The sequence below is a fragment of the Xenophilus azovorans DSM 13620 genome (assembly GCF_000745855.1).
Classification (GTDB): Bacteria; Pseudomonadota; Gammaproteobacteria; order Burkholderiales; family Burkholderiaceae_C; genus Xenophilus; species Xenophilus azovorans.
The window spans coordinates 1-19,267 of record NZ_JQKD01000018.1 but is presented as its reverse complement, the minus strand read 5'-3'; the positions used below and the strand labels follow the sequence as shown (position 1 = coordinate 19,267).

General features: G+C 66.0%; 25 protein-coding genes and 2 tRNA genes. 19 read left to right on the top strand and 8 right to left on the bottom strand.

Annotated features, from left to right (window positions below; all coding sequences use genetic code 11):
• Window position 1: 1 nt before the first annotated feature.
• The 4 genes from rapZ to Q392_RS31960 are packed head-to-tail and all read right to left on the bottom strand — an operon-like array spanning window position 2 to window position 3,797.
• Window positions 2-910 carry an RNase adapter RapZ gene (gene rapZ, locus Q392_RS11480; protein ID WP_051953298.1) on the bottom strand — a complete coding sequence of 303 codons (909 nt, stop codon included), beginning with the start codon at window positions 908-910 and terminating at the stop codon, window positions 2-4.
• Complete coding sequence (gene recN / locus Q392_RS11475; RefSeq protein ID WP_038206710.1) at window positions 907-2,589, bottom strand: DNA repair protein RecN; 1,683 nt, start codon at window positions 2,587-2,589, stop codon at window positions 907-909. The genes rapZ and recN overlap by 4 nt, the downstream gene beginning before the upstream one ends.
• Window position 2,590: 1 nt before the next feature.
• Entirely contained in the window at window positions 2,591-3,493 is a 903-nt protein-coding gene (locus Q392_RS11470) for an NAD kinase (protein ID WP_038206704.1), read from the bottom strand.
• A gap of 10 nt (window positions 3,494-3,503) precedes the next feature.
• Window positions 3,504-3,797: a hypothetical protein gene (locus Q392_RS31960; RefSeq protein WP_084217006.1), complete on the bottom strand. Its 294-nt coding sequence runs from the start codon at window positions 3,795-3,797 to the stop codon at window positions 3,504-3,506.
• Window positions 3,798-3,881: 84 nt separating this feature from the next.
• Here Q392_RS31960 and Q392_RS32770 point away from each other — a divergent pair, with 84 nt between their 5' ends.
• From Q392_RS32770 to greB, 19 genes are all read left to right on the top strand, one after another.
• On the top strand, window positions 3,882-4,328 hold the full coding sequence (locus Q392_RS32770) for a hypothetical protein (protein ID WP_157007932.1): 447 nt from the start codon (window positions 3,882-3,884) through the stop codon (window positions 4,326-4,328).
• A gap of 283 nt (window positions 4,329-4,611) precedes the next feature.
• Window positions 4,612-4,905: a hypothetical protein gene (locus tag Q392_RS11455; RefSeq protein WP_038206691.1), complete on the top strand. Its 294-nt coding sequence runs from the start codon at window positions 4,612-4,614 to the stop codon at window positions 4,903-4,905.
• Window positions 4,902-5,129 carry a helix-turn-helix domain-containing protein gene (locus tag Q392_RS32765; RefSeq protein WP_157007929.1) on the top strand — a complete coding sequence of 76 codons (228 nt, stop codon included), beginning with the start codon at window positions 4,902-4,904 and terminating at the stop codon, window positions 5,127-5,129. Before Q392_RS11455 ends, Q392_RS32765 begins: the two co-directional genes overlap by 4 nt.
• A 463-nt stretch (window positions 5,130-5,592) precedes the next feature.
• Complete coding sequence (locus tag Q392_RS11450) at window positions 5,593-6,789, top strand: replication initiation factor domain-containing protein (RefSeq protein WP_051953296.1); 1,197 nt, start codon at window positions 5,593-5,595, stop codon at window positions 6,787-6,789.
• Between the two features lie 20 nt (window positions 6,790-6,809).
• Window positions 6,810-7,121 (top strand): hypothetical protein, encoded by a 312-nt coding sequence (locus Q392_RS11445; RefSeq protein WP_038206686.1) that lies wholly within the window; start codon window positions 6,810-6,812, stop codon window positions 7,119-7,121.
• A gap of 4 nt (window positions 7,122-7,125) precedes the next feature.
• Window positions 7,126-7,380: a hypothetical protein gene (locus Q392_RS11440; RefSeq protein ID WP_038206683.1), complete on the top strand. Its 255-nt coding sequence runs from the start codon at window positions 7,126-7,128 to the stop codon at window positions 7,378-7,380.
• Window positions 7,380-7,673: a hypothetical protein gene (locus tag Q392_RS11435; protein ID WP_038206681.1), complete on the top strand. Its 294-nt coding sequence runs from the start codon at window positions 7,380-7,382 to the stop codon at window positions 7,671-7,673. The genes Q392_RS11440 and Q392_RS11435 overlap by 1 nt, the downstream gene beginning before the upstream one ends.
• 136 nt (window positions 7,674-7,809) lie before the next feature.
• On the top strand, window positions 7,810-8,121 hold the full coding sequence (locus Q392_RS32760) for a major capsid protein (protein ID WP_157007926.1): 312 nt from the start codon (window positions 7,810-7,812) through the stop codon (window positions 8,119-8,121).
• Window positions 8,121-8,330 (top strand): hypothetical protein, encoded by a 210-nt coding sequence (locus Q392_RS11430; RefSeq protein ID WP_038206679.1) that lies wholly within the window; start codon window positions 8,121-8,123, stop codon window positions 8,328-8,330. The genes Q392_RS32760 and Q392_RS11430 overlap by 1 nt, the downstream gene beginning before the upstream one ends.
• 12 nt (window positions 8,331-8,342) lie before the next feature.
• Window positions 8,343-8,546: a major capsid protein gene (locus Q392_RS11425; RefSeq protein ID WP_038206676.1), complete on the top strand. Its 204-nt coding sequence runs from the start codon at window positions 8,343-8,345 to the stop codon at window positions 8,544-8,546.
• Window positions 8,547-8,674: 128 nt separating this feature from the next.
• Window positions 8,675-10,081, top strand: coding sequence for a hypothetical protein (locus Q392_RS32755; protein ID WP_157007923.1), 1,407 nt, complete (start codon window positions 8,675-8,677; stop codon window positions 10,079-10,081).
• 2 nt (window positions 10,082-10,083) lie between these two features.
• Window positions 10,084-10,383 carry a DUF2523 domain-containing protein gene (locus Q392_RS11415; RefSeq protein ID WP_038206670.1) on the top strand — a complete coding sequence of 100 codons (300 nt, stop codon included), beginning with the start codon at window positions 10,084-10,086 and terminating at the stop codon, window positions 10,381-10,383.
• 8 nt (window positions 10,384-10,391) lie between these two features.
• Window positions 10,392-11,630: a zonular occludens toxin domain-containing protein gene (locus tag Q392_RS11410; RefSeq protein WP_038206667.1), complete on the top strand. Its 1,239-nt coding sequence runs from the start codon at window positions 10,392-10,394 to the stop codon at window positions 11,628-11,630.
• 184 nt (window positions 11,631-11,814) lie between these two features.
• Window positions 11,815-12,333 (top strand): hypothetical protein, encoded by a 519-nt coding sequence (locus Q392_RS32750; protein ID WP_157007920.1) that lies wholly within the window; start codon window positions 11,815-11,817, stop codon window positions 12,331-12,333.
• Between the two features lie 10 nt (window positions 12,334-12,343).
• The gene (locus Q392_RS11405) at window positions 12,344-13,087 is read left to right on the top strand and encodes a recombinase family protein (RefSeq protein ID WP_084217005.1); all 744 of its coding nucleotides are present in this window, start codon (window positions 12,344-12,346) and stop codon (window positions 13,085-13,087) included.
• A 35-nt stretch (window positions 13,088-13,122) separates the two neighbouring features.
• Window positions 13,123-14,139: a heat-inducible transcriptional repressor HrcA gene (hrcA, locus tag Q392_RS11400; protein WP_038206664.1), complete on the top strand. Its 1,017-nt coding sequence runs from the start codon at window positions 13,123-13,125 to the stop codon at window positions 14,137-14,139.
• 42 nt (window positions 14,140-14,181) lie between these two features.
• Window positions 14,182-14,258: transfer RNA gene (locus tag Q392_RS11395), tRNA-Ile, on the top strand.
• 29 nt (window positions 14,259-14,287) lie between these two features.
• Window positions 14,288-14,364, top strand: a tRNA-Arg gene (locus Q392_RS11390).
• A gap of 61 nt (window positions 14,365-14,425) precedes the next feature.
• Window positions 14,426-14,992 (top strand): transcription elongation factor GreB, encoded by a 567-nt coding sequence (gene greB, locus Q392_RS11385; RefSeq protein ID WP_038206997.1) that lies wholly within the window; start codon window positions 14,426-14,428, stop codon window positions 14,990-14,992.
• A gap of 9 nt (window positions 14,993-15,001) precedes the next feature.
• Here the strand turns inward: greB and Q392_RS11380 are convergent, their stop codons facing one another.
• The 4 genes from Q392_RS11380 to Q392_RS11365 all read right to left on the bottom strand — a co-directional run bounded on the left by Q392_RS11380 (window position 15,002) and on the right by Q392_RS11365 (window position 19,159).
• Window positions 15,002-17,272, bottom strand: a complete 2,271-nt coding sequence (locus Q392_RS11380) for a RelA/SpoT family protein (protein ID WP_038206662.1) — start codon at window positions 17,270-17,272, stop codon at window positions 15,002-15,004.
• 97 nt (window positions 17,273-17,369) lie between these two features.
• Window positions 17,370-17,573 (bottom strand): DNA-directed RNA polymerase subunit omega, encoded by a 204-nt coding sequence (gene rpoZ, locus Q392_RS11375; protein WP_038206659.1) that lies wholly within the window; start codon window positions 17,571-17,573, stop codon window positions 17,370-17,372.
• A gap of 43 nt (window positions 17,574-17,616) precedes the next feature.
• Complete coding sequence (gene gmk, locus Q392_RS11370; RefSeq protein WP_038206994.1) at window positions 17,617-18,237, bottom strand: guanylate kinase; 621 nt, start codon at window positions 18,235-18,237, stop codon at window positions 17,617-17,619.
• A gap of 238 nt (window positions 18,238-18,475) precedes the next feature.
• A complete protein-coding gene (locus tag Q392_RS11365; RefSeq protein ID WP_157007917.1) occupies window positions 18,476-19,159 on the bottom strand; it encodes a hypothetical protein in 684 nt (227 codons plus the stop codon).
• Between the last annotated feature and the right edge of the window lie 108 nt (window positions 19,160-19,267).

The window sequence follows — 19,267 nt, the reverse complement described above, 5'->3', positions numbered from 1 at the left end:
CCTACTCGATGTCGAGCTCGCGGTGCCGCTTGAGCGCCGCCCAGCGGTCGCCGAAGGCGCGCGCCAGTTGCTCGACCAGGAACACCGAGCGGTGCTGTCCGCCGGTGCAGCCGATGGCCACCGTGACGTAGCTGCGGTGGTCCTGCGCCAGGGCGTCCAGCCAGCGCGCCAGGAACTGCTCGATGTCCGCATACATGCGCGCCACCTCGTCGTGGCCGCGCAGCCAGTCGATGACCGGCTGGTCACGCCCCGTCAGCGGACGCAGCGCCGGCACGTAGTGCGGGTTGGGCAGCATGCGCACGTCGAACACGTAGTCCGCGTCCAGCGGCAGCCCGCGCTTGAAGGCGAAGGACTGGAACACCAGCGTCATCTGCCGGCGCGGGGCGCCGATCAGCGCCTTGATGTAGGTGCGCAGCTGCGCCGGCCGGATCAGGCTGGTGTCGATCACGTCGGCGCCGTCGCGCAGGTCGGCCAGCAGCTCGCGCTCCAGCTCGATCGCCTGCACCAGGGCGCGCTCCTGCTCGGGCACGTCGACGCGGCCGTCCTGGCGCGACAGGGGGTGGCGGCGGCGCGTCTCGGAGTAGCGCCGCACCAGGGCGTCGGTGGTGGCGTCGAGGAAGAGCGAGCGCATCCGGATGCCCTCGCGGCGCAGCGCCTCCAGCTGCAGCGGCAACTGCGGCAGCGAGACGCCGCTGCGCACGTCGATCGCCACCGCCACGTGCGTCGCCTGCCGTTCGCGCTGCAGGGCGACGAAGGACTCCAGCAGTTCCGGCGGCAGGTTGTCGACGCAGTAGTAGCCGGCATCCTCCAGCGCTGCCAGCGCCACCGACTTGCCGGAGCCCGACATGCCGGTGATGAGGAAGAGGTCCAGCCCGTCGGGCGGGGCCTGCGTGGTCCCGGGCACGCTCATGAGGCAGCCTTCGCGCGGCGCGGCGCGGGAGCAGCGGGCTTGCCGAGCATCTCGCGCGCGTGTGCCAGCGAGGTGGCCGACACCTGTTCGCCACCCAGCATGCGCGCGATCTCCTGCATGCGGCCTTCGCCGTCCAGCGGCTGCACGGTGCTTTCGGTGCGGCCCTGCGCCACCCGCTTGGCGACCCGCAGGTGGTGGTCGGCGCAGGCGGCCACCTGCGGCAGATGCGTGACGGCCAGCACCTGCCGGTCGCGGCCGAGCTGCTGCATCAGGCGCCCGACGGTCTCGGCCACGGCGCCGCCGACGCCGGCATCCACCTCGTCGAAGATCAGCGTCTGCGCCTCGCCCAGCCGGCTGGTGGTCACGGCGATGGCCAGCGCGATGCGCGACAGCTCGCCGCCCGAGGCCACCTTGCCGATCGGCCGCGGCGTGCTGCCCGGGTGGCCTGCCACCAGGAAGCTCACCTCTTCCAGCCCGGCGCGGCCCGGCTGCGCCAGGGGGGCCAGGGCGACCTCGAAGCGCCCACCCTGCATGCCCAGGCCCTGCATGGCCTGCGTGACGGCTTGCGACAGCTTCGGCGCAGCCTTCTGGCGGGCGCGCCCGACCGCGCGCGCGGCCTCCAGGTACGCCTTGTGCGCCGCCTGCTCGGCGCCTTCGAGGGCCGCCAGGTCGGCCTGGGCGTCGAGCGCCTGCAGCTGCGTGCGCCAGTCGGCCAGCAGCGCGGGCAGCTCCGCCGGCGGCCGGCGCCAGCGGCGCGCCAGCGACAGCCACTGGCCCATGCGCTCGTCCAGTTCCGCCAGGCGTTCCGGATCCAGGTCGGTGCGGCGGCGCCAGGCGTGCAGCGTGTGCGCGGCGTCGGCCGCCTGGGCGATGGCCGAGGCCAGCTCCTCGCCGATGGCCTGGAAGGCGGGCTCGATGTGCTCGCTGGCCTGCAGCAGCGACTGCGCGCGCGCCAGCGCCTGCAGCGCGCCGCCGTCGTCGTCCTCCAGCGCGGCGGCCGCGCCCTCGGCGGCATCCAGCAGCGCCCGTGCGTTCGACAGGCGGGTGTGCTGGGCGGACAGTTCCTCCCATTCGTCCTCGCCCGGCGCCAGCTTGTCGAGCTCGCCGATCTGCCACTGCAGGCGCTCGCGTTCGCGCAGCAGCGTGTCCTGCGCCTGGCGCGCCGTCTCCAGGGCGCCCGCGGCCTGGCGCCAGGCTGTCCAGGCGGCGCCCAGCGGTGCGGCGTCGATGCCGGCATAGGCGTCCAGCAGCCCGCGCACCGCCTCGGCGCGCGTCAGGCTCTGCCAGGCGTGCTGGCCGTGGATGTCGAGCAGGTGGTCGCCCAGCTCGCGCAGCTGCGCGGCGGTGGCCGGGCTGCCGTTGATCCAGCCGCGGCTGCGGCCCTGCGTGTCGACGGTGCGCCGCAGCAGCAGCGATTCGCCGGGCGCGAAGCCGCCTTCGTCCAGCCAGGCGGCCAGCGCCGGCACGGGATCGAACTCGGCGCTCACGTCCAGCCGCTCGGCGCCCTCGCGCACGGCCCCGGCATCGGCGCGGCTGCCCAGCGCGAGCTGCAGTGCGTCGATGAGGATGGACTTGCCGGCGCCCGTCTCGCCCGTCAGCACGCTGAAACCGGCGGCGAGGTCCAGCTCGAGTGCCCGGACGATGACGAAGTCGCGCAGTGCGATGCGTCGCAGCGCCATGTCATGAACCTCCTGCGTTCCAGTACAGCTTCTTGCGCAGCGTGTCGAAATAGCTCCAGCCGCGCGGGTGCAGGAAGCGCACCCGGTAGTCCGAGCGCCTCACCACCACCTTGTCGCCGTGCATCAGCGTGGCGAGCGACTGCATGTCGAAATTGGCGCTGGCGTCGCGTCCGCCGACCACCTCGATGGTGATCTCCTGCGCATCGGGCAGCAGGATCGGCCGGTTCGACAGCGTGTGCGGCGCGATTGGCACCAGCACCCAGCCTGGGATCGCCGGATGCAGCAGCGGCCCGCCGGCGGACAGGGCGTAGGCGGTCGACCCGGTCGGCGTGGCGATGATCAGCCCGTCCGCGCGCTGGTTGGCCACGAAGTTGGGCCCGACCGACACGCGCAGCTCCACCATGCCCGAGGTGGCGCCGCGGTTGACCACTACGTCGTTCATGGCCAGCGCGTCGAACACCACCGCGCCCTCGCGCACCACCTGCGCGTGCATCAGGCTGCGGTGGTCCTCTTCGTACTCGCCGGCCAGGATCGAGCTCAGCGCGCCCTGGTAGCCGTCGAGCGGGATGTCGGTGATGAAGCCCAGGCGCCCGTGGTTGATGCCCACCAGCGGCAGGCCCGAGGGCGCCAGGCGCCGGCCGATGCCGAGCATGGTGCCGTCGCCGCCGACCACCAGGCCGAGGTCGCAGCGCTGGCCGATGTCCTCCACCGCCAGCACAGGGTACGGGCCGGTGTCCAGGGGCTGTCCGTCGGGGCCGCTCTCGGCGCTGCCGCGCTCCAGCACCACCGAGCAGCCCTGCTCCTCCAGGAAGGCGGCGATGCCCTGCATCACGCTGTCTGGCGCGCGGGCCGCCTGCGCCTGGTACTTTCCGATCAGGGCGACGTGGCGAAAGCGGGTACTCATGGGATACAAATTACGATTTCAAGCTCGTCTGTAGGTTGTGCAATGCAACCTGTAGCGCGTGTGTTGCGCGCTTCCCCTGCGGGCTTTTGAGGTCGATACCTTCGATCACTGCTTCGATGGTTGCTGCCGTGGGGTCTTCGTCTACGGCGCTGGCCAGTGCTGCGCGATCGGGCGGGCTGCAATAGCGTCGGCCTGACTTCCACATGGAGATATGTGTGTTCGGGACGCCTATCGCGTCTGCTAACGCGCCATAGCTTCCAAACATGGATTTACCTTTTTCGATAAGATAATTCAATTGGCTCATTGGTTACCTCATGTGGTAAATTGCAACTTATCAAATCTGGTAAGTAACCGGATTTGATAAGTGAATTCTCGCATAGGAGCGGCCATGTCTCTTTCCGTCACCCCTCACTGCCTCGGCAACGGGCATGACTTGCGGCTGAACGCTGCCGGTCAGTGGGCATGCGATGCATGCGGCTACGTTGTCGATGGTGACCCTTGCCCCCCGGCTGGTGCCTCTGCCGAGGTAAACGAAGCTGCCGTCAGCGTGGCCGCTCCTGCGGCTTCCGGCCAGTCGGCGGGCATCCCTATCGAGTTGATCAGCGTGCCCGGCCGCAAGGCTCGTTACGCGTTGTCGCGCGAGCGTGTCAAGGCACATCGCCAGTCCCATGCGCGCCTGGATGTGACGGTCAAGCCCGAGACGAAGGCGAGCATCGATTCCATTGCCCGTGAACTGGGCTTCAGCGCCAATGAGGTCGTACGCGAGTTGCTGGCCTTCGCGCTGACCAATCGCAACTGGAAGCAGGTCGGGCTCGTCGGGCGGGGTGCGCTGTGAAGCACGCGCAGCGCATCAAGCTTGCGCAGCGCAGGAATTGCATGCGGCATCGGCCGCTTGTGTCCCTGATCCGCTTCTATTCGCTGCAGTATGGCCTTGGCGGGGGGGTGGGGTGCGCTGTGACTGACTGGCATCAAAAGCCGCATCTGTATCGCGATGGCGGCTTGTGGGTTGCTATCGGCCCGCAGGGCTTAAAGGGTTTCGGGCGTACGCCGTGGACGGCGTGGCGCATGTTGTCGTTTGAGGTATCGCAGGCGCGTGAGCTTGAGGACCGGAGGGTGGCATGCTGACCGTCTCCGAATGGCTCGAAGCCGTCCGCACGCGTTGCGCGAAGCCGGAGCCCGTCACGCCGGCCGTCTCGGTGAGCACGGCCGGCATCGACCGCCACGAGTTGCGCCGCCGGGCCTCGGCAGTCCTTCGCGCTCCGGTCCCTGCGGCCGTGCGCGAGTCGTTGCGGGCGTCCATCCAGTTCAAGGCCGATTGCGCGGTGCTGTCGGCCTTCTGCGCACGCGGCACGCAGCAGGACAAGGCCCGTGCCGCGCTGTGCCGCCTGGAAGCCATGCAGGGGCGAGCATGAGCGGCCTGCGATTCGTTTCCGGTGGCGGCTCGCGTGGCCCGTATCGCGCGCCGCCCGGTGCGTCGTTCATCCGTTGTCTGCGTGTCGGTTTGAAGCTGACGCAGCCGGAAGCCGCCAGCCGGGCCGGTGTCGGCCTGCGCACGTTCCAGCGTGCCGAGTCCGGTGATGTGGTGGACCGTGCCACGCGAAGGCGCATCGAGCGCGCGATGGGGTCGCCATGGTGAAACCCGCCATCGCGGCCGGCGCCGGCTCGCGCCGCCTGCTCGCCAGTGGCGCGGCCTTCCTGCCGCCCCTCGCCCCCCTCTTGCTGAACAAATCCAGCGCGTGCAGCGCTGGCCGGCCTGTCGCTGCGGCTGCGCCCCGAGGGCGAGCCGCAGCCCGCCGTGAGCTGCTGATTGATCCGGGCCTCCTGCGCGGCCTCCTCGATGCCGGCGTGGTTTGGTACGCGGACGGTGGCGCCCCGCGCAAGGGATCGTTAGTCGCGCCTTGCGCGATTGAGACGGCAAGGCCGGCTCAACCCGAAGGGCCAGAGCCCGGTGCCGAAGGCATGCGCCCTCGTTGTGCTGCTCGGGCTGCGGGCGTGGCGCCGCGCCGGGGCGAGGCACGAGACACGAGCGCGGCAGACGCGCCGGCCGACCCCGATGGTAATCACGGGGAGAACATGAATTCGCATCGCGGAGACGATCAATGACCAAGGTAGCGGACCGCAATGCGCTGGTGCTCGATGGCAACACGGTGAAGCTGCGGCTGATGGCCGAGCGCACCGAAAGCAAGCGCCTCGTGCACGTGGACTGGCTTCGCTTCACGGCGAAGGTCAAGACCTATCCCCCAGTCCTCACGGACCGTCGCCGCGAGACGACTTCGGTGTGGGACGAAGGCTACCGCCTGCACAAGCTGCTGACGATCATCAATGGTCTGCCCGATGCGGACCAGTCCCCGGCGCAGCAGGCGGCGGACCTCGCGGAGCGCGTCTGCACCATCCTTGGCTTCGACTTCGTGCGCCATCACGAATTGCAAAAGGGCCACGATTTCTACAAGCATCGTTGGTCCATTAAGCGCAACGAAGAAGAAGTCGGCTGGGTCGGATTCGGCGCAAGCTCGGACAGTCCTCGCCAGCGCACACAAGCCGAGACGCTGCACGTCAACCTCTACGGCAAGGCGTGCACCTTCGCTGATACCGGATGGACCGACAAGATGGCGAACCTTGTCGATGAACTGCAAGCCAAGATCACGCGCGTTGACCTCGCGTTGGACTTCTTCGATGGCTATGCAGGCGGCATCGAGCGTGTTTGGGAAGACTACAAGGCCGGCCTGTGCGATCACTACGGCCGTCGCCCGAAGCTGCGCGATCTGAACTGGCTGCAGGGCAATAGTCGAAGCCTGTACATCGGCAGCAAGGAAGCCGGCAAGGAAACCAACGTCTATGAAAAGGGCGATCAACTGTTCGGCCCTGAGGCGGATGTTGACTGGCTGCGCTTCGAACTGCGCTATGGCAACAAGCTGCGCGTGATCGAAAGCGAAGTGCTGCGCCGGCCGCAGGACTTCTTCGCGGGCGCCAGCGACTGGCATGCGGCCGTCCTGCGCGAGGCGGGCGACAAGGCCACGCCTGAGCCGATCCAGTGCAAGCCGCGCGAAGCCATCATGAGCGTGCAGGCCGAGTGCGCCCGCAATGCCCGCTGGGTGCTCAGCACGGCCGCTGCAAGCGTCGGCGTGGCCGCAACCTTCCTCGATGAAGAACAGTTTCTCGAACTGATCGTGTCGGCCGTCAAGCGGCCGTCTCGCCTTCGGGGCTTCTCTGATGCCGATCTTCGCGCCGGTTACGCCAGCGCATTCCAGTCTTATGTTGCCCCGCGATCTGGCCCAGTCGCGCAGGGTGTCCATTGAACGGGCTGTAAGGATCAATCATGCGTATCAAGTCTGAAAGCACTCTCTACGGCATCAAGGCCAGCAAAGGCGACTTCGAAGGCCGTGGCTTCGACTCCTGCACCTTCCACCTGGATGCAGACCTCGCGAGCAACACCAGCGGCGAAGCCATCGGCATCAGCACCCGTCCCTTCAAGTTCGGCAAGGCCGATGAATTCGACAAGTGGAAGCATCTCGCCAAGTCGCTGCCGCTGCGCGTCGAAGTGGAGTTCGATGTGGTCGCGGCGGCGGAGAACAAGACCTCGCTGTCGATCGTGAGCATCAAGCCGATGGAGCGGGCGAAGTCCGCCTGATGCCATGCGGCTGATTGTGCAATCCCTCGCAACCGGTCGCTTCCTCGCGCCTGGGCGGGACGGCACGCCCGAGTGGTTCCGCAGCCTCGCGAAAGCGGGCGGCGGGGTCACCGATGACGTCGAACGGGCTGTTCAGTTGGTGCAGGACTGGACGGACCCGGACGATGACGCCTCGATTGTGGACCTCGATGTACTCGGCACGGCCGATGACACCGACGAAGCGCAATCGAGATTCGTAACCGGAAACGGGAGTCACTGATGGATTGCGCACCTTTGTCTGTTCTCAATGCCGAAGACCTGTCTCAGGCGCTGAGCTACATGGCGCTGATCGCATTCGTGTCGGGCGTGCTCGGCGTGTTCATCGCGCAGGGCGTTGCGGCTGCGATTCGCATGGTCGGCCGCTGGATTCGCCTGCGCGGGCAGCAAGTGCCGTTCGCCCGGCGCGTCGAGCACGTGAGGGTCATGCGCGAACGCATGTTCCTGGCGCTGGATCGGGTCGCGGAGCGTCAAGCTCGCCAAGCTGCAAGGCGAGGCTGCGATGTGGGCGCTTGAAGTCGTGGCATGCGGTGCAGCGATGTGGGCCTTCGTGCTGATTGGCGAGTGGCTGTGATGGGCCGCTACGTCATCGCCCGAGTCTGCGCGGCCGTCGCGGTGGCGGTCGCCCTTTTCTTCCTGAGGAGGTTTACCCATGGCAATTGATGTTTCATCGCTCGTGACGGATATCGGCTTCGCAGTAGGCGCTGTTGGTGCCGTAGGCCTGGGATGCCTGCTGGTGCTCCTTGCCGCGAAGGCGAGTAAGTGGGTCCGCTCGGCGCTCGGCTATAGCCCGATGGAAGGCACTGCGGCGCTGCGCGAGGCCGCTGCTGCGAATGCCGCCACGGCGGCCTGGGACTCGGGCTACATGCGCCGCCAGTTCGATGCCTCGTGGAGCGATGCGGAAAAGCAGGCATGGCGCGAGGGCGTCGCTGCGCAGCATGAGGACCGGCGTGCCGGCCGCTGATGGAGCCGCAGCAAATCATTCAATGCGATAGCGCGTGCACGGTGACGGTCGTGCACGAGTTGTCACTGCCTCCCTTCCAACTGACGAAGGAAGAAGGCGCACAAATCGCGCTCGCCATCGGCGCGGTCTGGATCGTGGGCTGGGCTATTCGAATGCTCGCCCGGGTCCTGTCAACTGGTGATGGAAACCCGCCCGCTGAGGGCAACTGAAAGGAAACTGAAATGAACAAGACCATCTCTCGCGGCCTCGTGGCCGTCGGCTCCCTGGGCGCCCTGGCCTCGGCCAATGCCGCCGCCATCGATGTGACCGATCTGGTCACGGACATCGCCGCGCAGGCCGCTCCCGTGGGTCTGGTCGGCGTGGCCGTGCTGATGATCTACGGCGCCGTGAAGGCCTTCAAGTGGGTGCGTGCCGCCCTGAGCTGATCGAGTAGCTCGCACCCCGGCCTGATCACCCGGGGTTGCCTGTTCAAAGCGCATGCGGTGTGCGCTTCGCAGAGGCAGAGCATGGATCAAGGCGGCATCTACATCATCTTGGCGGTACTGGGGGCGTTATGGTTCATGTTGTCCGTCTGATCGTCGCGGCGCTGCTGCTGGTTGGGCAGGCGCATGCGTTGGTGCCGGCGTTGACGAATCAGTACTTTGTCGATTCGCATACGTTCTTGGGGAAGACGTCGCCCCAGACGGGTTATTACTCCACGAACGTTGCCGCCTGTAATGAGTGGATGGATATTGCGCAAGGCATTTGGAGCGGCTATCCGAATCGGGATGGTGTCGTGGGTGGTGGCAACTATGGGACGTGTCGGATTTCGACTGTCGGTGGTTCAAGCGTTTATAAGGTCATCAGTCGCGCGTCGTCGGTGTGTCCTGCGAATAGCACGGCGGTAAGCGGCGGCTGTCAGTGCAACACCGGCTATCACGAAGAGGGCGGCGCGTGCGTTGCTGATCCGAGTGAATGCGAGGCTTTGGCCGGCCAGTCGGCGGGCTGGAAGAATTACGAAGGCACGGGGTCGGATTTCTATTTCTGCGATAGCTGGAACAGTGCCGGTGGCGGGAAGTGCGTCGTGAAAGTGCAGCGCATGTTTCAGCAGGAGACGCCAGCGGGGTCGGGTCATTATGTGAGCACCGGCGAGGGCTTCTATACCGGTAGCACGGGCACTACTTGCGATGGTGGTGGCGGTACGGATGAGGGGCCTGCGCCGAGTACGCCGAAGCCCGAAGATGGATCGACGCCGGATAAGCCGGATGACGGTACGGCGGCGCCGTCGCCTTGTCCTGCTGGGCAGTCGCGCGGTGAAGTCAATGGTGTCAGTAGTTGCTATCCGCGCGGCACCGATGGCAACGTCAAGGAAACGGACAAGGGTAGTTCGACGGACAAGGATGGGAACAAGACCGATTGGACGAAGGAGACAAGCTGTTCGGGCGGGACGTGTACGACGACGACGACGGAATGCGTGACGCCAGCCGGCAGTAGTACGCAGACATGCACGAGTTCGAGCACGAGCGGTTCGGCGTCCGGGGCGTGCAAGCCGGGTAATGGGCTCAAGATGTGCGGCGAGGGCACGAGTGAAAGCTCGTTCTCGGGCAACTGCGCGCAGGGCTTCGTGGCGAAGTCTGAGGATGCTGTGGTCAACGCGATGGCGCAGGAGCAGCATAAGCGTAACTGCGAGACGTTGCGCACGGACGCGGAGCCTTCCACGTGGCTTCAGGGCGAGGGCGAGCGGACTGACGATCGCACGGCGACCAATCCGCATAACGAGACGGTCAATGTCGGCCCGGGTGGTTTCGATAGTTCGGATGCGCTCGGGGGCGGCAGTTGCGATCTGAACAAGCAATTTGAGGTTCGCGGTTTGACGGTCAACCTGCCTTTCAATGTGCTGTGCGATCCGCTCGCCATGCTCGGCAATCTGCTGGTGGCTGTCTCGTTCTTGCTGGCCGCTCGCATCGTCACAAGGGGTTGAACATGCCTGCAATCATTGCGTTATTGATGCGCGGTCTACTGTGGGCCGCTGGCTCCATTGCTGGACAAGTGTTGGTGTCGCTGGGCATCGGGGTCATCACGTATACGGGCATTGACATGTCCCTGGACTATGCGAAGTCGCAGGCGCTCGGAGCGATGCAGGGCATGGGTGCGGATATCGTGAATCTCATGGCCTATATGAAGATTGGCGTGTGCATCAACATCATCACAAGCGCTATCGTGATGCGTATGACCGGGCAGGGCTTGAAGAATGGCGCCATGAAGGCGTTTCGTAAGAAGTAGGAGCGGCCATGCTGTACCTTCGCACCGGGGCCAATGGCTCCTGCAAAAGCCTGTTTACGCTCAAAGACCTGCGCGACAAGCAAGTTAAAGAAGGCCGGTCGGTGTGCGTCATCATCGGCAAGCCTGCTACGCAGACGGAGCCTGCTGATACGGAGCGGCGCTACCTGCGCATCAAGCCGAAGACCATGCAGGAATTCGGCTGGGTGGAGTGCCACTACTCGGAATGGTGGTCGCAGCCGGACGGCACCATCTTCCTGGCCGATGAGTGCCATAACTGGTTGCCCAAGCGGCCGAACGGTAGCGCAGTTCCTGAGTACATCTCGAAGCTGGCAGAGCATCGCTCGCGCGGCTTTGACTTCTTCCTGCTGACGCAGCATCCGTCCAACCTCGATAGCTTCGTCACGAAGCTGATTGGCGCTCCTGGCTGGCATCAGCATCTGAAGCGCGTGGCTGGCGGCAGTAATGTCACGAGCGTGATTCAGTGGGACGCCGTCAACAATCAGTGCGAAAAGAACGGTGCCGGCCGGTCGGGGCAGGTCACCATGCGCGGCCAGCCGAAAGAAGTCTATGAGTGGTACGACTCGGCCGAGTTGCACACGGGCAAGACCCGTATCCCTCGCGCAGCGATCTTCCTGGCCGTCTCGCTGGTGCTGATCCCGACATTGTTGGGCGGCGGCGGGTACATGCTCTGGAAGCGCACGGTCGGCAAGGCGCCCCAGCAGGCGCAGTTACAAGCGCCTGGCGCGATGCCGGTGGCAGGGCAGGGCTCCGGTGGCCAGCAGCATGCGGTAAAGACCACGGCAGAGTACATCGCCAGCTATCAGCCGAGACTCGCGGGCTTGCGTCATTCGGCGCCGGCCTATGACGAACTGACGAAGCCCGCGCGCGTGCCTGTGCCGGCTGCGTGCATGAGCATGGGTGACAAGTGCAAGTGCTATACGCAGGATGCCACGCCGTACACCGTGGACGCGATGTTGTGTAAGCAAATCGTGGCATCGGGCATCTGGCTCGATTTCGATCCTAATCCGCAGCGAAAGAACGTCATGGAGACGTCTCAACCGGCGCAGGCGCGTCCGGATCAGGTTGCGCAGGCGCCGAGCGGCCTGAGCGTGTTCGAAGCGCCTACGGGCATGCTCAAGGACTTGGGGAAGCCGGCCATCGAATCGAAACCCGCCATTGAGGCCGGCGAAGGCGCAAGGCCGCGAGTGCCGAAGTCCTCGCCCTGGTCGTTCACGACTGGCGGGTGATGCGCTGTTTGAAGTTGGGGCGGCGGGTGCGTGTTGGTCGGCCGATAACGCGCGTTCGTCCGGTGCGCTATTGGCGCTGGCTGAGGACGTTTTAGGGCCGCGCTGCGGTGCTGGTATGGCCGCGCGGAATCGGAGATTCGTTACCGGGAGTGACAGTGCATGTTACATCCAGTAGCATTAAGGTATGCAATGGATGTTTGCCGCTCTTCTGGCGTTGTGTTCGATCAGTCATGCGCAGGGCGTTTATCGGTGCGGGAGTGCCTATAGCGATGTGCCCTGCGCTGGTGGTCGATCTGTGGACGTGCGGCCGGCCGTGTCTGATCCGGATGCCCGCGTGATGGCGGACCTGTATTTATGCGAGTGGCCGAATGGCGCGCGTTCCTGGTCGCAGGAGCATTGCGGTCGTCGTGATGCCGTTATCGAGCGTGTTGAGCGTGTGCCAGCGGATTTGCCTATGCATGAGCAGGCGGAGATTGCGAATCGGCAGACGCGGGCCGGCTATGGTCTGTTGCGGCGGAACAGTCGTGTGGTGGCAAGTACGCCCGGGACTACGCAGGCCAATGCATCGGTATGTGCAGCGTTGAATGAGCAGGTGCGTGCGCTCGATGCTGCGGCGCGGCAGCCTAATCCGGCTTCTGTGCAGGATGACATTGCGAGGCGGCGGAAGGCGGCTCGTGATGAGCAGTTTCGGCTGAGGTGTTGATGGGGGTTGTGTGCTGGTTGGCTACGCGAGGGTTTCGACGCTGGAACAAGATACGGCGATGCAAGTGCGTGTGCTCAGGCAAGCCGGAGTGCATCGGGTGTATGAGGAAAAGAAGTCAGCGGTGCGGTATCGGCCCCAGTTTGAGCGGCTGCTTGCGGAGCTGATGTGCGGTGATGTGCTGGTGGTGTACAAGTTGGATCGGATTGCTCGTAGCTTGGCCCATTTGCTTTCCGTGCTTGAGTGCCTTAAGGAGCGCGGGGCAGGTCTGCGTAGTTTGACGGAGCCGATTGACACGAGTTCGCCGGCTGGGCTTTTTACGATTCAGGTGCTGGGTGCTGCCGCGCAGTTTGAGCGGGCATTGATCCATGAGCGTTGTGAGGCGGGGCGGCAGGCTGCTCGAGCGAGGGGTGTGCGGTTTGGTCGGGCGCCGCTGGTTGATGGCGCTGCCGCGGATGCCGCTGTAGACCTGTACGGTGCGGGCTTCACCGTTGCGGAGATTGCTGCGCTGTATCAGGTCAGTGATGTCGCGATTCGGCGTGCGCTTCGGGCGGGTGGTGCCCAGTTCAGGGGCAGGGCTGGCGCGGTGCAGCGAGGGCCGTTGCCGTTGCTTTCGGGCGAGGTGTCCAAGGAGGCTGCTGTGATGTACTGTGCGGGCTATAGCATCGATGAGACGGCGAGGGCTTTCGGGGTGTCGCCTAGCGCAGCGCGTCGGGCGCTGTTGCGTGAGGGCGTGGTCTTTCGGGTGAGGTATTGAAGGTACATCATTAAACACGTCACTAGAATTTCAGGATGCTGGACGAACGGGCCAAGCTGCTGCTCAAGACCCTGATCGAGCGATACATCGCCGACGGCACCCCCGTGGGCTCGCGCACCCTGTCGCGGGCGCCGGGCCTGGAACTGTCGCCGGCGACCATCCGCAACGTCATGGCCGACCTGGAGGAACTGGGGCTGATCGTCAGCCCGCACACCTCGGCAGGGCGCATCCCGACGGCACGAGGCTACCGCCTCTTCGTCGACACCATGTTGACGGCGCAGCGCCCGCACATGGCGGCGCCCAGCCTGCCGGCCGACCAGCCGCAGAAGGTGATCGCCAACGCGGCGCAACTGCTGTCGAACCTGTCGCAGTTCGTCGGCGTGGTGATGGCACCGCGGCGCACCTCGGCCTTCCGCCACATCGAGTTCCTGCGGCTGTCGGACCGCCGGCTGCTGGTGATCATCGTCTCGCCCGACGGCGACGTGCAGAACCGCGTGCTCTTCACCGACCGTGACTATTCGCAATCGGAGCTGATCGAGGCGGCCAACTACCTGAACGCGCACTACAGCGGTCTGTCGATCGAGCAGGTGCGCGACCGCCTCAAGTCCGAGATGGACACCCTGCGTGGCGAGATCGCCTCGCTGATGCAGGCGGCGGTGCAGGCCAGTTCGGAGGCGATCTCCCAGGCACAGGAGGAAGTGGTGATCGCGGGCGAGCGCAACCTCCTGTCGGTCAGCGACTTCTCCACCGACATGAACCAGCTGCGCCGCGCCTTCGAGCTGTTCGAGCAGAAGGCCCAGTTGCTGCGGCTGCTCGACGTCTCCAGCAAGGCCGAGGGGGTGCGCATCTTCATCGGCGGCGAAAGCCAGTTCGTGCCGGTGGAGGAACTGTCGGTGGTCAGCGCGAACTACGAGGTCGACGGCCAGGTGGTCGGCACGCTCGGCGTCATCGGGCCGACGCGCATGCCCTACGAGCGCATGATCCAGATCGTCGACATCACCGCGCGCCTGGTGAGCAACGCGCTGAGCCACCACGCGTCCGGGCCGAAGTGACGCCGGGAAGGGACGGCGGCCCGCCTAGAATCCGGCGGCGCGGGGCCGTTAGCTCAGTTGGTCAGAGCAGGGGACTCATAATCCCTTGGTCGCTGGTTCGAGCCCAGCACGGCCTACCAGATAACCCGTGCTATACTTTCGCTTCTGCGCGGCTGTAGCTCAGATGGATAGAGTACTTGGCTACGAACCAAGGGGTCGTGGGTTCGATTCCTGCCAGCCGCGCCACCTTTTGATCAAGCCCGCAACCGATGAGGTTGCGGGCTTGTTTTCTTTGGCGGTCACCGACATGAGCAAGGCGTTCACCCGTGAAAGCGATGGCGATGCCATCGAGGATGACGGCGAGGCCGATGCGCTGCCGGCGCTGCCCGCGGGCGGCAAGAACTACATCACGCCGGGCGGCTATGCGCGCTTGCGGGCCGAACTTCTGGACCTGATGGACAACGAGCGGCCCAAGGTGGTGGAGGCCGTGCACTGGGCCGCCAAGAACGGCGATCGCTCCGAGAACGGCGACTACCTCTACGGCAAGAAGCGGCTGCGCGAGATCGACCGGCGCATCCGCTTCCTGACCAAGCGGCTGGAGGTCGCCGAGGTCACCGATCCCGCCGTCCACCACGGCGGCGAGCAGGTCTTCTTCGGTGCGACGGTGCGCTATGCGGACGAGGCCGGCGAGGAGCGCGAGGTCACGATCCTGGGTATCGACGAGGCGGACAGTGCGCGACAACAGGTGAGCTGGATCTCTCCCGTGGCGCGAGCGCTGCTGAAGGCGCGTGTAGGCGACGTCGTGCGCCTGGTCACTCCGGCAGGTGGCCAGGACATCGAGGTGCTGGAAGTCCGCTACCCGGCGCCGGGCTGAAGCGCCCGGTCAGGCCGCGGGGACGATCCGCGCCGCCGTCAGCACCGAGGGCGTGCGGCGCGCCGCGCGCAGCACGGCGTCGAGATGGGGGCGGTCGCGCACGGCGACCACGAAGCGCAGGTCGGTCGAGTCCTGGCCGGGCTCCTCGTTCATCTCGACGTGGGTGATATCCGCCTCCGCGTTGGCCAGCGTGGCTGCCACCCGGGCGAGCACGCCCTTGTCGTTGCGCGCGGTGATGACGATGCCGGTCTCGAAGGTGCGCACGGGCTCGTCGGCCCATTCGACGGCGAAGAAGCGCTCGCTGTCCTTGTGGCGCAGGCGCTGGCCCACGCCGCAGGCCTCGGTGTGGACGACCAGCCCCTCGCCGTGGCCCAGGTAGCCCACGATCGGGTCGCCGGGGATCGGCCGGCAGCACTGGGCGAAGCGCACCGACGAGTTCTCGCTGCCGTCCAGCGTCACCGCGCCCTGGGAGACGCTCTCGTGCGCGGTGAAGCGCTCGCGGCTGAGCAGCAGCGCGTCGGGCTTGAAGCCGCGTTCGGCCAGCAGCGCGGCCAGCCGCTTGGCCACCAGGCTGGCGACACGTTTGCCCAGGCCGATGTCGGTCATGAGTTCGGCGCGGTTGCGGCTGCCGGTGAAGCGCAGCAGCTTCTCCCAGGTCGGCTGGTTGTCGGCGTCGTCGTCGGGCAGCTTGCCCACGCCCTCGGCCCGCAGTGCCTGGCTCAGCAGCTTCTCGCCCAGCCGCTCGGACTCGGCCTGCGCGAGCGTCTTGAGGTAGTGGCGGATCTTCGAGCGGGCGCGGCCCGTGCGCACGAATCCCAGCCACGCCGGGTTGGGCGTGGAGACGGGGGCGGTGATGACCTCCACCACGTCGCCGTTCTTCAGCTCGGTGCGCAGCGGCACCTGCTCGCCGTTGATGCGCGCGGCGGAGGTGTGGTCGCCGATGTTGGTGTGGATGGCGTAGGCAAAGTCCACCACCGTCGCACCGCGGGGCAGCGCCATGATCTCGCTGCGAGGCGTGAAGACGTAGACCGCGTCGGGGAACAGGTCCACCTTGACATGGTCCCAGAACTCGGTCGCGTCGCGCGTCTCGTCCTGGATGTCCAGCAGCGACTGCAGCCACTTGGCGCTCAGGCGGTCGCCGCTGCTCGCGCCGCCCGCCGCGTCCGACGCCTTGTACAGCCAGTGGGCGGCGACGCCGGACTCCGCCACGAGGTGCATCGCTTCCGTGCGCAACTGGAACTCGACGCTGATGCCGGAGGGGCCGACCAGCGTCGTGTGCAGCGACTGGTAGCCGTTGAGCTTGGCGATGGCGATGTGGTCCTTGAACTTGCCGGGCAGCGGCTTGTACAGCTGGTGCAGCACGCCCAGGCCCGTGTAGCAGGCGATCACGTTGGGCACGATGATGCGGAAGCCGTAGATGTCGGTGACCTGCGCGAAGCTCAGGTTCTTCTCGTCCATCTTGCGGTAGATGGAGTAGAGCGTCTTCTCGCGCCCGGCCATGCGTACCGCGATGCCGGCGGCGGCGAAGGCGGCTTCCACGTCGCGCTGCACCTTCTGGATCAGGTCGCGCCGCCGGCTGCGCGCCTTGGCCACCGCCTTGGCCAGGATGGCGTAGCGCCAGGGCCGCATGTACCGGAACGACAGGTCCTGCAGCTCGCGGTAGGTCTGGTTCAGGCCGAGGCGGTAGGCGATGGGCGCGTAGATCTCCAGCGTCTCGCTGGAGATGCGGGCCCATTTCTCGCGCGGCGCATCGTCCAGCGTGCGCATGTTGTGCGTGCGGTCGGCCAGCTTGATCAGGATGACGCGCACGTCGCGCGCCATGGCCAGCAGCATCTTGCGGAAGGACTCGGCCTGGCCTTCCTCGCGGGTATTGAACTGCAGCTTGTCCAGCTTGGTGAGGCCGTCCACCAGTTCGGCCACCGGGGCGCCGAAGCGTTCGACCAGGTCGGGCTTGGTGACGCCGCAGTCCTCCATGGCGTCGTGCAGCAGCGCGGCCATCAGCGCCTGCGCGTCCAGCTTCCATTCCGCGCACTGCGCGGCCACGGCGATGGGGTGGGTGATGTACGGCTCGCCACTGTTGCGCAACTGGCCCAGGTGGGCCTCGTCGGCGAAGCGGTAGGCCCGCCGCACCTGCTCGACGTCCTCGGCGCTGAGGTAGTCGAGCTTGGCCGTGAGCGCGGCGAAGCTGGCCGCGGCCGCGTTCAGCGCAGCCACGTGCCCCGGGGCGGCTGCACCGGAGGAGGGCTGGGCCGCGGACTGCGGCTGGACGACGGCGCTCATCGCCCTACTTTAGCGTGGCATTGGCCGTCAAGCCCCCGGACATAAAAAAAGCACCGCATGCGGTGCTCCTTTGTGTGGCGGCGGGGCGTCAGTCGGTTCAGCCCGGCACCTTCTTGAGCATTTCCAGCCCGACCTTGCCCTCGGCGATCTCGCGCAGGGCGGTGACGGCGGGCTTGTTCTTGCTCTCGATCTTGGGCGCGTGGCCCTGGCTCAGCATGCGGGCGCGGTAGGTGGCGGCCAGCACGAGCTGGAAACGGTTCGGGATTTGCTCCAGGCAGTCTTCGACGGTGATGCGGGCCATGGTGGAAGTCTTTCGGAGGAAAGGGGGAAAAGCAGGGTGCTCTTCAGGAAATGCCCAGCGCGGCGAAGGTGTCGGCGCGGGCGCGGCGCTGGGCGGAATACCGCAGCCGCTGGGCGTGAACGATCGCTTTCAGGTCGAAAAGCGCGCGCTCGAACAACTCGTTGATTATAACGAAGTCGAACCGGTCGGCCTGCGCCATCTCCTCGGCGGCATTGCGAAGGCGCATCTCGATGATCTCCGGCGCGTCCTCGCCGCGCCGCTCCAGCCGTGAGCGCAGTTCCTCCCAGCTCGGCGGCAGGATGAACACCAGCACCGCGTTGGCGAACACCTTGCGGATCTGCAGCGCGCCCTGGAAGTCGATCTCCAGGATCACGTCGGCGCCCATCGCCACCCGCTCCTCCACGGCCTTCTTGGAGGTGCCGTAGCGCTGGCCGTGCACATGCGCCCACTCGACGAAGCCGTCGGCCGCGATCATGGCGTCGAATTCGGCCGGCGAGACGAAGAAGTATTCGCGCCCATGCTTTTCCTGGCCGCGCGGCGCCCGGGTGGTATGCGAGACGGAGGGCTGCACCGCCGAGTCGAGCTCCATCAGCGCCTTGACCAGGCTCGACTTGCCGGCGCCGCTGGGCGCCGCGACCACGAAGAGATTGCCGGGATAGTCCATGGTGATGGTGTTCGTCACTCGATGCTCTGCACCTGAAGCGCGAGATGCGCTCCAAGTCGTTGATTTTCATGGCCTATCGGGGTTGTAGGCCTGCATTTCCCCCACGATTTACCCCACAAGATGCCTGGGCTGCGGTGAGACGGCATGCCACTGCAGCACATCTCCAGCGCGCGCATGAAGGGAAGTCTATCAGCCGACCTCCTTGGCCCAAGGCTGTCGCGTGCCGCAGTTCCTCTGCTCATGCCGTAGCCGTCCATACCGCAGCCGACTCGACAACCTCGATGAATTTCCTTGCTGAGAATCCGTTTGGATAGAGCGTGTCGACTGGCTCCGCGCCTGTGTCGGCACGCGTCGTCGCATCACCAACGCCTGGCCCCCGGAACAATCCTTCGGGGTCATTCAGCCAGCGCCGGTCATCGCGCAGTGCAATCTGGATCTCTTCCAGCGAAATCTTGAGAAAGCCCCGGAACGCCTGGTGATCCCACTCGATGGAGGTGTCGATGATCCAGGCGGTGATCGCCGGCTCCGCTTCTGGCGGCAGTGCCAGCGCCTGGCGCAGCGACGCATCGTGCTGGAGTGCTTGGCGAACCGCGGGCACCTTCCTGTGCAGTTGCCATCCTGCCTTGCGCAGGGTCGAGGTGCGGTGCATCCAAGCGTCTTTCATGGAGCGGCGCTGGTAGGTTGACTTCAGTTCGAGCACAAGCAAGTGCCCTTCCAGTGCGCACAGCAGGTCGATCTCGCCCGCATCCTCTTCATCACCCTTGCCGGCGGGAAATTCGTGGCCGACCAGCACCCGAAAGCCTCGCTGCTTGAACAGCGTACCCAGCCGTGCTTCGATGCGTCGGGTTTCGTCCCGCGCTTCGTTCCGCCGGGCGCCCAATCGACGCAGGTTGTTGACCGCCGCAGTGGCGTTGTTCTGCACGGCCATCATCCATGGCTGTTGGCGCCGGCCGAAAATTGACCCATCGGGGGTGCGGCGGATTTCTTGGACTACCGTTGGAGGTAGTTCATGTATTCATACGAAGATCGA

Coding starts and splice junctions, on each gene's coding strand:
- rapZ (WP_051953298.1), bottom strand. CDS start 910: ATGAGCGTGCCCGGGACCACGCAGGCCCCGCCCGACGGGCTGGACCTC.
- recN (WP_038206710.1), bottom strand. CDS start 2,589: ATGGCGCTGCGACGCATCGCACTGCGCGACTTCGTCATCGTCCGGGCA.
- Q392_RS11470 (WP_038206704.1), bottom strand. CDS start 3,493: ATGAGTACCCGCTTTCGCCACGTCGCCCTGATCGGAAAGTACCAGGCG.
- Q392_RS31960 (WP_084217006.1), bottom strand. CDS start 3,797: ATGAGCCAATTGAATTATCTTATCGAAAAAGGTAAATCCATGTTTGGA.
- Q392_RS32770 (WP_157007932.1), top strand. CDS start 3,882: ATGTCTCTTTCCGTCACCCCTCACTGCCTCGGCAACGGGCATGACTTG.
- Q392_RS11455 (WP_038206691.1), top strand. CDS start 4,612: ATGCTGACCGTCTCCGAATGGCTCGAAGCCGTCCGCACGCGTTGCGCG.
- Q392_RS32765 (WP_157007929.1), top strand. CDS start 4,902: ATGAGCGGCCTGCGATTCGTTTCCGGTGGCGGCTCGCGTGGCCCGTAT.
- Q392_RS11450 (WP_051953296.1), top strand. CDS start 5,593: ATGACCAAGGTAGCGGACCGCAATGCGCTGGTGCTCGATGGCAACACG.
- Q392_RS11445 (WP_038206686.1), top strand. CDS start 6,810: ATGCGTATCAAGTCTGAAAGCACTCTCTACGGCATCAAGGCCAGCAAA.
- Q392_RS11440 (WP_038206683.1), top strand. CDS start 7,126: ATGCGGCTGATTGTGCAATCCCTCGCAACCGGTCGCTTCCTCGCGCCT.
- Q392_RS11435 (WP_038206681.1), top strand. CDS start 7,380: ATGGATTGCGCACCTTTGTCTGTTCTCAATGCCGAAGACCTGTCTCAG.
- Q392_RS32760 (WP_157007926.1), top strand. CDS start 7,810: ATGGCAATTGATGTTTCATCGCTCGTGACGGATATCGGCTTCGCAGTA.
- Q392_RS11430 (WP_038206679.1), top strand. CDS start 8,121: ATGGAGCCGCAGCAAATCATTCAATGCGATAGCGCGTGCACGGTGACG.
- Q392_RS11425 (WP_038206676.1), top strand. CDS start 8,343: ATGAACAAGACCATCTCTCGCGGCCTCGTGGCCGTCGGCTCCCTGGGC.
- Q392_RS32755 (WP_157007923.1), top strand. CDS start 8,675: ATGGTTCATGTTGTCCGTCTGATCGTCGCGGCGCTGCTGCTGGTTGGG.
- Q392_RS11415 (WP_038206670.1), top strand. CDS start 10,084: ATGCCTGCAATCATTGCGTTATTGATGCGCGGTCTACTGTGGGCCGCT.
- Q392_RS11410 (WP_038206667.1), top strand. CDS start 10,392: ATGCTGTACCTTCGCACCGGGGCCAATGGCTCCTGCAAAAGCCTGTTT.
- Q392_RS32750 (WP_157007920.1), top strand. CDS start 11,815: ATGCAATGGATGTTTGCCGCTCTTCTGGCGTTGTGTTCGATCAGTCAT.
- hrcA (WP_038206664.1), top strand. CDS start 13,123: ATGCTGGACGAACGGGCCAAGCTGCTGCTCAAGACCCTGATCGAGCGA.
- greB (WP_038206997.1), top strand. CDS start 14,426: ATGAGCAAGGCGTTCACCCGTGAAAGCGATGGCGATGCCATCGAGGAT.
- Q392_RS11380 (WP_038206662.1), bottom strand. CDS start 17,272: ATGAGCGCCGTCGTCCAGCCGCAGTCCGCGGCCCAGCCCTCCTCCGGT.
- rpoZ (WP_038206659.1), bottom strand. CDS start 17,573: ATGGCCCGCATCACCGTCGAAGACTGCCTGGAGCAAATCCCGAACCGT.
- gmk (WP_038206994.1), bottom strand. CDS start 18,237: ATGGACTATCCCGGCAATCTCTTCGTGGTCGCGGCGCCCAGCGGCGCC.